This window comes from Aquincola agrisoli (genome assembly GCF_036621135.1).
In the GTDB taxonomy this organism is placed as follows: Bacteria; Pseudomonadota; Gammaproteobacteria; order Burkholderiales; family Burkholderiaceae_C; genus Aquincola; species Aquincola agrisoli.
The window spans coordinates 14591-26594 of record NZ_JAZIBG010000036.1; the positions used below are offsets into that span (position 1 = coordinate 14591).

The 12004-nt window shown below is 69.8% G+C and carries 12 protein-coding genes; 7 read left to right on the forward strand and 5 right to left on the reverse strand.

From position 1 onward, the window contains the following. Positions 1-10 precede the first annotated feature (10 nt). The 3 genes from cobT to V4F39_RS16665 are packed head-to-tail and all read left to right on the forward strand — an operon-like array spanning position 11 to position 2465. Positions 11-1048, forward strand: a complete 1038-nt coding sequence (gene cobT, locus V4F39_RS16655; RefSeq protein WP_332290830.1) for a nicotinate-nucleotide--dimethylbenzimidazole phosphoribosyltransferase — start codon at positions 11-13, stop codon at positions 1046-1048. Between the two features lie 2 nt (positions 1049-1050). Next, the gene (cobS, locus tag V4F39_RS16660) at positions 1051-1845 is read left to right on the forward strand and encodes an adenosylcobinamide-GDP ribazoletransferase (protein ID WP_332290831.1); all 795 of its coding nucleotides are present in this window, start codon (positions 1051-1053) and stop codon (positions 1843-1845) included. Between the two features lie 8 nt (positions 1846-1853). Beyond that, complete coding sequence (locus tag V4F39_RS16665) at positions 1854-2465, forward strand: histidine phosphatase family protein (protein WP_332290833.1); 612 nt, start codon at positions 1854-1856, stop codon at positions 2463-2465. Here the strand turns inward: V4F39_RS16665 and V4F39_RS16670 are convergent. From V4F39_RS16670 to V4F39_RS16690, 5 genes are all read right to left on the reverse strand, one after another. After that, positions 2425-3015, reverse strand: coding sequence for a GAF domain-containing protein (locus tag V4F39_RS16670; RefSeq protein ID WP_332290834.1), 591 nt, complete (start codon positions 3013-3015; stop codon positions 2425-2427). The two genes, V4F39_RS16665 and V4F39_RS16670, sit on opposite strands and share 41 nt — an antisense overlap. Beyond that, on the reverse strand, positions 3012-3671 hold the full coding sequence (gene nth / locus V4F39_RS16675; RefSeq protein ID WP_332290835.1) for an endonuclease III: 660 nt from the start codon (positions 3669-3671) through the stop codon (positions 3012-3014). Before nth ends, V4F39_RS16670 begins: the two co-directional genes overlap by 4 nt. Then, positions 3668-4357, reverse strand: coding sequence for an electron transport complex subunit RsxB (rsxB, locus tag V4F39_RS16680; protein WP_332290836.1), 690 nt, complete (start codon positions 4355-4357; stop codon positions 3668-3670). The genes nth and rsxB overlap by 4 nt, the downstream gene beginning before the upstream one ends. A 53-nt stretch (positions 4358-4410) precedes the next feature. Then, positions 4411-5763 (reverse strand): polyhydroxyalkanoate depolymerase, encoded by a 1353-nt coding sequence (locus tag V4F39_RS16685; RefSeq protein WP_332290838.1) that lies wholly within the window; start codon positions 5761-5763, stop codon positions 4411-4413. Between the two features lie 228 nt (positions 5764-5991). After that, complete coding sequence (locus V4F39_RS16690) at positions 5992-7188, reverse strand: amino acid aminotransferase (protein ID WP_332290839.1); 1197 nt, start codon at positions 7186-7188, stop codon at positions 5992-5994. A 121-nt stretch (positions 7189-7309) separates the two neighbouring features. Here V4F39_RS16690 and uvrB point away from each other — a divergent pair, with 121 nt between their 5' ends. The 4 genes from uvrB (at position 7310) to V4F39_RS16710 (ending at position 11992) form a co-directional block, all read left to right on the forward strand. After that, positions 7310-9418, forward strand: coding sequence for an excinuclease ABC subunit UvrB (gene uvrB, locus V4F39_RS16695; RefSeq protein ID WP_332290840.1), 2109 nt, complete (start codon positions 7310-7312; stop codon positions 9416-9418). Positions 9419-9524: 106 nt separating this feature from the next. Next, the gene (locus V4F39_RS16700; protein WP_332291544.1) at positions 9525-10007 is read left to right on the forward strand and encodes a low molecular weight protein-tyrosine-phosphatase; all 483 of its coding nucleotides are present in this window, start codon (positions 9525-9527) and stop codon (positions 10005-10007) included. A gap of 169 nt (positions 10008-10176) precedes the next feature. Further along, positions 10177-10710, forward strand: coding sequence for a Fe-S cluster assembly transcriptional regulator IscR (iscR, locus tag V4F39_RS16705; protein ID WP_332290841.1), 534 nt, complete (start codon positions 10177-10179; stop codon positions 10708-10710). A gap of 61 nt (positions 10711-10771) precedes the next feature. After that, on the forward strand, positions 10772-11992 hold the full coding sequence (locus V4F39_RS16710; protein WP_332290842.1) for an IscS subfamily cysteine desulfurase: 1221 nt from the start codon (positions 10772-10774) through the stop codon (positions 11990-11992). Positions 11993-12004 lie beyond the last annotated feature (12 nt).

Sequence of the window (12004 nt, forward strand, 5' to 3'; positions counted from 1 at the left end):
CCAACCCCGCATGAACGTTCCAGAGATCCTCCCCATCGCCGATGCCGCACTTGCCGCCCGGCTGCAGCAGCGCATCGACCGCAAGACCAAGCCGCTGGGCGCGCTGGGCCGGCTGGAGGCGCTGGCCTTGCAGCTGGGGCTGGTGCAGCGCACCGAGGCGCCCGTGCTCACCGCACCCCAGCTCGTCGTGTTCGCCGCCGACCACGGGCTGGCGCGCCGCGGCGTCTCGGCCTACCCGCAGGACGTGACCTGGCAGATGGTCGAGAACATGCTGGCCGGTGGCGCCGCGGTGAGTGTGTTCGCGCGGCAGGCGGGCCTGCCGGTGACGCTTGTCGACGCCGGCGTGGCGCACGACTTCGCGCCGCGCGAGGGACTGCTGCTGCGCAAGATCGCCGCCGGCACGGCCGATGCGAGCCAGGGCCCCGCCATGACGGCCGCGCAGTGCGAGGCCGCGCTCGCGGCCGGCGCCGAGGTGGTGCGCAGCCTTCCAGGCAACGTGCTGCTGCTGGGCGAGATGGGCATCGGCAACACCTCCAGCGCGGCGCTGCTGCTGGCTCGTCTGGCCGGCGTGCCGCTGGAGGCGGCCGTGGGCCGGGGCACCGGGCTGGACGCGGCCGGCGTGGTGCGCAAGCGGGCGCTGCTGGCGCAGGTGCTGGAACGCCACGCCGCGCTGCGGGCACCCGCCGACCTGCTGGCGGCGCTGGGCGGTTTCGAGATCGCGATGCTCGCGGGCGCGATGCTGCAGGCGGCGCACGAGCGGCGCGTGATCGTCGTCGACGGCTTCATCGTCGCGGCGGCGGCGCTGGCCGCACGGGCGCTGCGGCCCGCGGTGCGCGACTACTGCGTGTTCTCGCACCGCGGGGCCGAGGCCGGCCACGCCGCCCTGCTGCGCACGCTGCAGGCGCAGCCGCTGCTCGACCTGGAGATGCGCCTCGGCGAAGGCTCGGCCGCGGCACTGGCCTGGCCGCTGGTGCAGGCGGCCGCCGGCATGCTCAACGAGATGGCGAGCTTCGAATCGGCCGGCGTGTCCGACCGGGAAGGTCGCTGACGATGCCACGCGCCGGCCTGCGGCACGAACTGCGGCTCGTGGCGGTCGCCCTGCAGTTCCTCACCCGGGTACCGGTGCGGCTGCGCGATTTCGATCCGGCGTGGCTGCATGCCTGCGCGCGGCACTTCCCGCTCGTGGGGGCGGGGGTCGGTGCCCTCGGCGCGGCCGTGCTGTTCGGTGCCCTGCAGCTGTGGCCGGCGCCGGTGGCGGTGCTGCTGTCGATGGCCGCGACCGTCTGGCTGACCGGCGGCTTCCACGAGGACGGCCTGGCCGACACCTGCGACGGGCTGGGCGGTGCGGTGGCGCGCGAGCGCGCGTTGGCGATCATGAAGGACTCGCGGCTGGGCAGCTACGGCGCGCTGGGGCTGGTGCTGACGCTGGCGCTGAAGGCCGCGGCCCTGTGCGTGCTGGCGTCCGCGGGCTCGGCGGGCGCCGTGGCCGCGGCGCTGGTGATGGCGCACGGCGTGTCGCGGGCGGCCGCCGTCGCGCTGCTCGTGGCCTTGCCCTATGCGGGCGATCCGGACCACGCGAAGGCCAAGCCTTTCGCTCAGCAGGTGGGGGCGGGCAGCCTGGGGGTGGCGCTGGGCTGGGCGGCGCTGCTCGCGGCGGGTGCCGTCGCGGCCGGCTGGCCGCCGGCGAGGGTGGCGGCGTCGCTGGCCGCGGTGGCCGGCGTGGCCTGGGTGTGCGCAGGCTGGCTGCGCCGCCGGCTCGGCGGCTACACCGGCGACGGCCTGGGCGCGACGCAGCAGTGGACGGAGCTGGCCGCCTACCTGGCGCTGGCGGCGCAGGTCGCTTGAGGCGGCTCGTGTCGTCCGTCGCGCACGACGATCCGGGCGGCGCTGGCGCTGCCTGCGCGGCGGCGAGCCTGTGGCTGTGGCGGCATCCGCGCCCGGAGGATGCCGTCGGGCGCTGCATCGGGCGGACCGACCTGGCGATCGATGCCCGCCGGGCCAAGCGGCTGGCGCACCGCATCGAGCGCATCGCCCGCCGCGAGCGCCTCCCGCGCGAGGTGTGGACCTCCCCGCTGCGGCGCTGTGCCGACGTGGGCCGCGCGCTGGCCCGGCGCGGCTACGCCCACCGGATCGACGAGCGGCTGCTGGAGCTGGATTTCGGTGCCTGGGACGGCCTGCCCTGGTCGGCGATCGGGCCCGAGGCCTTTGCACCCTGGGACGCGGATTTCCTGCACCACGGCCCCGGCGGCGGCGAGACGGTCGCGGCGCTGCGTGCCCGCGTGGCGTCGTTCGCGGCGGAGGTGGCCGGCAGGCCGGTGATCGTGGTGGCGCACGCGGGCTGGGTCAATGCGTTGCGGCTGGCGGCCCATCCCGCCCCGACGCCTGCCGACTGGCCGCGGCCCGTGCCCTACGGCGCAGGGCTGGTCATTCCCAACCCGTGTCGTTCCAGGCCTTGCCCTCGCTAGGCCGGCGGTAGGCCACGCCCAGCGCCACGCTGGCCTCGCGCAGCGTGAGCCCGGCGCGGGAGACGAACTGCCGCACCGTCTGCAGCTGCCGGGCCGACCAAGTGATCGGCCGCCCGACCTGCTCGCAGGTGACGACGCCGAACAGCTCGCCGTTGACCGAGTGGCACACGTCGAGCAGCGAGTACACGTCTTCGGGCACCAGGTAGTCGCGCAGGAAGCTGAGCGTCGACGGATGGCTGCGTGCGTCGTCGGCCACCACGCAGCCTTCGTTGAGCAGCGAGGTGAAGTACTCGGGGTGGTCGACGCCGATCATGTCGGTCGGCAGCGCGATCGGTGCGGCGATGCGCTGCGCGGTGCTCGCCCCCACCATGGCCACGCAGTGCAGCGCCGGCCCGCGGTCCGTCTCGACGAAGATCCACAGGCCGGCCCGTGAACAGCCGACCCACCGGGTGAGCAGCTGCGCGATCTCGGTGAGGTAGCCGCGTGCGTCGATCTCACGGTCGCTCAACCGCAGTGCAAGCGTGTGGAGGATGGCGAGATCGACGGTCATGCAACTTCCCTAGCAGCCCCCTGGTGGTCGAGCGCCCGGCCGTGATCGCACCAGGGTCGCACACGGCAGGTTTCGCACAGCGGCCGGCGGGCTTGGCACACGTAGCGACCATGCAGGATGAGCCAGTGGTGCGCATCTGGCAAGTAGTTCTCGGGGACACGTGCGAGCAGTTGTTCCTCGACTTCGAGCACGTTGCGGCCGGGCGCCAGGCCGGTCCGGTTGCTGACACGGAAGATGTGCGTGTCGACCGCCATCGTCGGCTCGCCGAAGACGACGTTGAGCACCACGTTGGCCGTCTTGCGGCCGACGCCCGGCAGCGCCTCCAGGGCCTCGCGCGTGCGCGGCACCCGGCCGCCGTGGCGTTCGACCAGCAGCCGGCAGGTCTCCAGCAGGTTCCTGGCCTTGGTGCGGTACAGGCCGATGGTGCGGATGTGCTCGGTCAGCCCGTCGAGCCCGAGGGCCAGGATCTTCTGCGGCGTATTGGCCACCGGGAACAGCTTGCGCGTCGCCTTGTTGACGCCGACGTCGGTGGCCTGGGCCGACAGCAGCACGGCGGCCAGCAGCTCGAACGGGTTGGTGTATTCCAGCTCGGTTTCCGGCTGCGGGTTGGCGGCCTTCAGGGTGGCGAAGAAGAGCTCAATGTCGGTGGAGTTCATGCCGGGTCGAACGGCGGCGGGGCCGGTGGGGTCTGCGTGCGGGCGCGTGCACGGGCCAGCGCGGCCTCGACCAGGGACCGCTTGCGGTCCAGTGCCTGCGGGTCGGCGAGCCGGCTCGCCGCGGCCAGGTCGGCGAGCTTGGCTTCGGCCTTGGCCGCCAGGCGCGCATCGTTCTCGCGTTCGGCGCGGGCGGTGCGCAACAGGTGGAAGGCGTAGCGCTCGCGCGATTCGCCGGCCTGCTGGGGCGTCCAGGCGGCCCAGCCGCTGCGCCCGCCGCTGGCGTCGACCAGCGCGATGCAGTCGACCGGGCACGCCGGCACGCACAGCTCGCAGCCGGTGCACTGGTCGGCCACCACGGTGTGCATCAGCTTCGGTGCGCCGACGATGCAGTCGACCGGGCAGGCCTTGATGCAGAGCGTGCAGCCGATGCACCAGGCCTCGTCGATCACGGCGCGCAGCAGCGGGCCCTCGGTGCCATGGGCGGGGTCCAGCGGCAACGCGGGGCGGCCGGTGAGCGCGGCCAGGCGCTCGACGCCTTCGGCGCCGCCGGGCGGGCAGCGGTTGATCTCGGCCTCGCCGGCGGCGATGGCCTCGGCGTAGCGCCGGCAGTCGGGGTAGCCGCAGCGGGTGCACTGCGTCTGGGGCAGCAGTGCGTCGATGGCGTCGGTGAGGGAGGCGGCGGTCACGGGACGATTATCCGGCCCGGGCGCCGGGCGGCGCCGCGGGCGGACGGTGCCCGTCAGGCACTGTTGCGCACGCGCACCGGCGCTTTCCTGGCCGCGCGCTTCGGGGCGCCGGCGGGGGCCGGCGTGTCGGCGGTGAGCTGGCGCGGCGCGGGTGCGGCGGCCTGCGGATCGGAGAACCGGGCGATGAAGTCGCGCACCTCGGGGTAGACCTTCTCGCGCCAGCGGCGGCCCGAGAAGATGCCGTAGTGGCCTGCGCCGGCGACGTCGTAGTGGAACTGGCGGTCACGCGGGATGCCGGTGCACAGGTCGTGCGCGGCACGGGTCTGGCCGGCGCCCGAGATGTCGTCGAGTTCGCCTTCGACCGTCAGCAGCGCCGCCTGCTTGATGTCCTGCGGGCGCACCAGCTCGCCGTCGACCTTCCAGGTGCCGTTGACCAGCGCGAAGTCCTGGAACACGACCTTGATGGTCTCGAGGTAGTACTCGGCCGGCAGGTCGAGCACGGCGTTGTATTCGTCGTAGAACGCCCGGTGGCCCTCGGCACTGTCGTCGTCGCCGCGCACGAGGTCGAGGAAGAAGTCGTAGTGGGAGGTCAGGTGGCGGTCCGGGTTCATCGCGACGAAGCCGGTGTGCTGCAGGAAGCCCGGGTACACGCGGCGCCCGGCGCCCGGGTAGTTGACGGGAACGCGGTGGATCACGTTGTTCTCGAACCACTCGAAGCTTTTGTTCATCGCGAGGTTGTTGACCGCGGTGGGCGAGCGGCGGGCGTCGATCGGGCCGCCCATCATCGTCATCGTGCGGGGCACGATGTCGCCGTTGCTGGCCTGCAGCGACACCGCCGCGAGCACCGGCACCGTGGGCTGGCACACCGAGATCACGTTCACCTCGGGGCCGATGTGGCGGATGAACTCCCGCACGTAGGCGACGTAGTCGTCGAGGTGGAAGGGGCCCACCTCGGTCGGCACCATGCGGGCGTCGGTCCAGTCGGTGATGTAGACCTTGTGGTCCTGCAGGAGGCTGCGCACGGTGTCGCGCAGCAGCGTGGCGTGGTGCCCGGACAGCGGTGCGACGACGAGCACGGTGGGCTGCTGCTTCATCCGCTCGAGCACCGGGCCTTCGTCGGTGAAGCGCTTGAAGCGCAGCAGCCGGCAGAACGGCTTGGTGACGGCCACCTGCTCCTGCACGGCCACATCGGTGCCGCCCACGCGCACCGTGGTGATGTTGAACGCGGGCTTCTCGTATTCCTTCGACAAGCGGTGCAGCAGCTCGAACCCCGCCGAGACGCGCTGCGCCAGCGGCGTGTGGGTGAAGGGCGACAGCGGGTGGTCGTAGAGCTTGGAGGTGGCGCTGGCGAATTCGGAGAACGGTGCGAGCAGGGCTCGCTGCGATTCATAGAGCTGGTAGAGCATCGGAAGCAACCTCGGATAGGAGTCTGGGGAGAGCAGACGGCGACAACTGCTGAGCCGACGACCTGTGGAAACGATGGAACGTCGCTGGAACGGGCGCCGTGGACAGGATACCCGTCCACGGCACGCAACGGTGTTCCGCTGAACGGCCTATGCTGTCACCTATGCGACAGCGCCGTACAACGCAAAAGGCCCGGCAAGCCGGGCCTTTTCAGTGCGGGTGAGTTTGGATCACGCCACCTTGGCGATGGCCGAGACCACCGCGTCGATGTTGCGGCTGTTGAGCGCCGCGACACAGATGCGCCCGGAATCGATGCCGTAGACGCCGAATTCGTTGCGCAGGCGGACCATCTGGTCCTTGTTCAGGCCGGAGTAGCTGAACATGCCCTGCTGCCGGGTGATGTAGGACAGGTCGCCCTTCACGCCGGCGGCGGCGAGTTTCTCGACCAGCGCGGTGCGCATCAGCTTGATGCGCGCGCGCATGCCGGAGAGTTCTTCTTCCCACATCCGGCGCAGCTCGGGGGTGGTGAGCACGGTGGCGACCACCTGCGCGCCGTGCGTCGGCGGGTTGGAGTAGTTGGTGCGGATGACGATCTTCAGCTGGCTCAGCACGCGGGACGCCTCCTCGGCGCTTTCGCACACCACCGACAGCGCGCCCACGCGCTCGCCGTAGAGCGAGAAGCTCTTCGAGAACGAGGTGGAGACGAAGAAATCGATGCCGGCGGCCAGGAACTGCTGGATCACCGCGCCGTCCTCGGCGATGCCCTGCCCGAAGCCCTGGTAGGCCATGTCCAGGAAGGCGACGAGGTTGTTGCCCTTGACGACCGCGACGACCTTGTCCCACTGGGCGGGCGTGATGTCGTAGCCGGTCGGGTTGTGGCAGCAGGCGTGCAGCACGACCACCGTGCCGGCGGGGGCGGCCTTCAATGCGGCCAGCATGCCGTCGACGTCGACGCCGCGCCGTTCGGCGTCGTAGTAGGGGTAGGCTTCGACCGCGAAGCCGGCGTTGGTGAACAGCGCGCGGTGGTTCTCCCAGCTCGGATCGCTGATCAGCACCTTGGCCGACGGGCTCAGGCGCTTGAGGAAGTCCGCGCCGATCTTCAGGCCGCCGGTGCCGCCCACCGCCTGCACGGTGGCGACGCGGCCCGACTTGACGGCCTCGCTCTCGGCGCCGAACACCAGGCCCTGGACGGCCTTGTCGTACTGCGCGATGCCGTCGATGGGCAGGTAGCCGCGGGCCTTGGGCGCCTCGACCATCTGCTTCTCGGCGGCCGCCACGCAGGCCAGCAGCGGCAGCTTGCCGTTGTCGTCGTAGTAGACGCCGACGCCGAGATTGACCTTGTTGGGGTTCGGGTCGGCGTTGAACTGTTCGGTCAGTCCCAGGATCGGATCCCGGGGGGCCATTTCGATGGAGGCGAAGAGCGACATTGTGTTTTCCTGAAAAGGCCCGACCTGTTCGGGCTGAAACCTGCGCCGCCGTGCTGCTGTACCCTGCGGGGTTGGCCGGCGCGGCCGTTTGACGGCGCCCGTCATTTTAGGAGATGGCCCCATGACCGCATTGGCGGAAACCGAAGCCGCCACCCCGCCAGCGGGTGAATTCGTCAGCTTCCCCGACTCACCTTTCCAGCTGTTCCAGCCCTATCCGCCGGCGGGCGACCAGCCGCAGGCGATCGCCGAACTGGTGGAGGGCGTGAACGACGGGCTCACCTTCCAGACGCTGCTGGGCGTGACGGGCTCGGGCAAGACCTTCACGATGGCCAACGTCATCGCGCGGCTGGGCCGGCCTGCGATCGTCTTTGCGCCGAACAAGACGCTGGCGGCACAGCTCTACAGCGAGTTCCGCGAGTTCTTCCCGAAGAACGCGGTCGAGTACTTCGTCAGCTACTACGACTACTACCAGCCCGAGGCCTACGTGCCTCAGCGCGACCTGTTCATCGAGAAGGACAGCTCGATCAACGAGCACATCGAGCAGATGCGGCTGTCGGCCACCAAGAGCGTGCTGGAGCGGCGCGACGTGGTGATCGTGGCCAGCGTGAGCGCCATTTACGGCATCGGCAAGCCCGAGGACTACACGCAGATGCGCTTCATCGTGCGGGTGGGCGACAAGGTCGGCCAGCGCGACGCGATCGCGCAGCTGATCCGCATGCAGTACACGCGCAACGAGACGGATTTTTCGCGCGGTACCTTCCGCGTGCGCGGCGACCGCATCGACGTGTTCCCGGCCGAGCACTCGGAGCTGGCGATCCGCCTGGAGCTGTTCGACGACGAGATCGAGTCGCTGTCGCTGTTCGACCCGCTGACCGGCCAGATCCGGCAGAAGATCCCGCGCTTCGTGATCTACCCGTCGAGCCACTACGTGACGCCGCGCGAGAGCGTGCTGCGCGCGATCGAGGGCATCAAGGAGGAGCTGCGCTGGCGGCTGGACGAACTGGTCAAGGCCGGCAAGCTGGTGGAAGCGCAGCGGCTGGAGCAGCGCACGCGCTTCGACCTCGAGATGCTGCAGGAGGTGGGCCACTGCAAGGGCATCGAGAACTACACGCGCCACCTCTCGGGCGCCGCGCCGGGCGATCCGCCGCCGACGCTGGTCGACTACATGCCGAAGGACGCGGTGATGTTCTTCGACGAGTCGCACGTGCTGATCGGCCAGTTCGGCGGCATGTTCAACGGCGACCGGGCGCGCAAGTCCACGCTGGTGGAGTACGGTTTCCGCCTGCCGAGCGCACTCGACAACCGGCCGCTGAAGTTCGACGAGTTCGAGCGCAAGGTGCGGCAGGCGGTGTTCGTCACGGCCACGCCGGCCGACTACGAGAAGCGCAACGCCGGCCAAGTGGTGGAGCAGCTGGTCCGCCCCACCGGCCTGGTCGACCCGATCGTCGAGGTGCGGCCGGCGGCGCAGCAGGTCGACGACGTGCTGCAGGAGATCCGCGACCGCGTGGAGATCGGCGAGCGGGTGCTCATCACCACGCTGACCAAGCGCATGGCCGAGCAGCTCACCGACTACCTCAGCGACAACGGCGTCAAGGTGCGCTACATGCACTCGGACATCGACACCGTCGAGCGGGTCGAGATCCTGCGCGACCTGCGGCTGGGGAGCTTCGACGTGCTGGTGGGCATCAACCTGCTGCGCGAGGGGCTGGACATCCCCGAGGTGTCGCTGGTGGCGATCCTCGATGCCGACAAGGAAGGCTTCCTGCGGGCCGAGCGCAGCCTGATCCAGACCATCGGCCGCGCGGCGCGCAACCTCAACGGCAAGGCCATCCTCTACGGCGACCGCATCACCGACTCGATGCGCAGGGCGATCGACGAGACCGAGCGCCGGCGCGCCAAGCAGATCGCCCACAACGAGGCGATGGGCATCGTGCCGCGCAGCGTGAAGAAGCAGGTGCGCGAGCTGATCGACGGCGTGGTCTCGGACAAGACCGCGAAGGACGACCTGAAGAACGCGCAGGCTGCGGCCGAGGTCGAGGCGATGAGCGAGAAGGACCTCGGCAAGCGCATCAAGCTGCTGGAGAAGCAGATGCTCGAGCATGCGCGCGGCCTGGAATTCGAGAAGGCGGCGCGGGTGCGCGACCAGTTGGCGCTGCTGCGGGAGCAGGCGTTCGGCGCGGCCGGCCACGACAGCAACGTGGTGACGCTGCCGGTGGGCGGCAGGCGATGACGGCGGACGCGGAGGGCGCTGGCGCATGGTGATCCGGCTGGCCAAGGCACTGCTGGGGCAGCACGAGGCCCGGCGCCTCGACGCGGCGGCGCGTTATCGGGTGCTGATGGTCTGCATGGGCAACATCTGCCGTTCGCCCACCGCCGAAGCCGTGTTGCGCCACAAGCTGGATGCGGCCGGCCTGGGCGGCGCGGTGGCCGTGGCTTCCGCCGGCACGACCGGCTACCACGCCGGCGAACGCCCGGATGCACGGGCGATCCGCCATGCCCTGCAACGCGGCTACGACCTCAGCAGCCTGCGCGCCCGGCAGGTGACGGCGGAGGACTTCCGGCGCTTCGACCTGATCCTCGCGATGGACCAGGACAACCTGCGGGCGCTCGGACGGATGCGGCCGCCCGATGCCACCGCCGAAGTGCTGCTGCTGATGTCGCACGCGACCGATCCGCAGCGCTCGAACGCCGAGGGCGTCGTTCCCGACCCTTACTACGGCCCCGCGGGCGGCTTCGACCACGTGCTCGACCTCGTCGAGCACGCCTGCGACGGTGTCGTCGAGCACGTCCGGGCGCGCCTCGCGGCGGTGCCTCGGTAGCAGGGCGGGGTGTTCACCCCTCACGGGGAACTTCGGCCGGCAATGCCGACCGAAATACTCGACTTAGGGTATACTTGAGTAACCCACTCGGAATCAATCGAGGGTTATCCCCCCTGGTCATCCCGCCGGAACTACCCGCCGGTGAATTCCGAAGCAACAGGAGTGATCAATGCGTCTCACCACCAAAGGCCGATTTGCCGTTACCGCGATGATCGATCTGGCCCTGCGGTCGAACAACGGCCCGGTGGCACTCGCGGCCATCAGCCAGCGCCAGCAGATTTCCTTGTCCTATCTTGAGCAGCTGTTCGGCAAGCTGCGCCGTCATGAACTGGTCGAAAGCACCCGCGGCCCGGGCGGCGGCTATTCACTCGGCCGCAAGTCCGACGAGATCACGGTCGCCGACATCATCGTCGCGGTCGACGAGCCGATCGATGCCACCGGGTGCGCCGGCAAGGAAAACTGCATGGGCGACGACTCGGGCCGCTGCATGACGCACGACCTGTGGGCCAGCCTGAACACCAAGATGATCGAGTTCCTCGACTCGATCACGCTGAAGAAGCTGGTCGACGACCAGATCGCCAAGGGCATCTCGATCGAGGAGGCGCCCGTCAAGCGCGCCATCTCGAGCGTGCCCGTCGTCAAGCCGATCAAGGTCACCGCGCCGAATTCCGTCTTCGCGCTCGGTTCCGCGTTCACCAAATAACCCTTCGATTCGAGAGGCTCCGGCCCGCCGCCCGGCGGCGGCCCGCCCACAGCAGCACGCCATGGACATGACCCCGCATTTCCCGATCTACATGGACTACGGCGCCACGACGCCCTGCGACCCGCGCGTGGTCGACGTGATGGTGCCCTGGCTGCGCGAGCACTTCGGCAACCCGGCATCGCGCAGCCATGCATGGGGCTGGGAAGCGGAAGAGGCTGTCGAAAAGGCGCGCCAGCAGGTGGCCGACCTGGTCGGTGCCGATCCTCGCGAGATCATCTGGACTTCGGGCGCCACCGAGTCGAACAACCTGGCGCTCAAGGGCGCGGCGCAGTTCTACAAGACCCGTGGCAAGCACATCGTCACGGTGAAGACCGAGCACAAGGCCGTGCTCGACACCGTGCGCGAACTGGAGCGCCAGGGTTTCGAGGCCACGTACCTCGACGTCCAGGAAGACGGCCTGCTCGACCTGGAGGCGTTCAAGGCCGCGCTGCGGCCCGACACCATCCTGGTCTCGGTGATGTTCGTGAACAACGAGATCGGCGTGATCCAGGACATCCCGGCCATTGGCGCGATCTGCCGCGAGAAGGGCATCATCTTCCACGTGGATGCGGCGCAGGCCACCGGCAAGGTCGCGATCGATCTGAAGACGCTGCCCGTCGACCTGCTGAGCCTGGCCTCGCACAAGACCTACGGCCCCAAGGGCATCGGCGCGCTCTACGTGCGCCGCAAGCCGCGCGTGCGCATCGAGGCGCAGATGCACGGTGGCGGCCACGAGCGCGGCATGCGTTCGGGCACGCTGCCGACGCACCAGATCGTCGGCATGGGCGAGGCCTTCCGCATCGCCAGGGAAGAGATGGGCGCCGAGAACGAGCGCATCCGCATGCTGCAGCAGCGGCTGATCAACGGCCTGTCGGACATCGAGCAGACCTTCCTCAACGGCCATGCCGAACAGCGCGTGCCGCACAACGTCAACATCAGCTTCAACTTCGTCGAGGGCGAGTCGCTGATCATGGGCATCAAGGGCATCGCCGTCAGTTCCGGCTCGGCCTGCACCTCGGCCAGCCTGGAGCCCAGCTACGTGCTGCGCGCGCTCGGGCGCAGTGACGAACTGGCGCACTCCAGCCTGCGCATGACGATCGGCCGCTTCACGACCGAGGAAGAAATCGACTACGCAGTGACCACGCTGAAAGACCGCGTGGCCAAGCTGCGCGAGCTCTCCCCGCTGTGGGAGATGTTCAAGGACGGTGTGGACCTCAGCACGATCCAGTGGTCGGCACATTGAGATTTCAGGAGA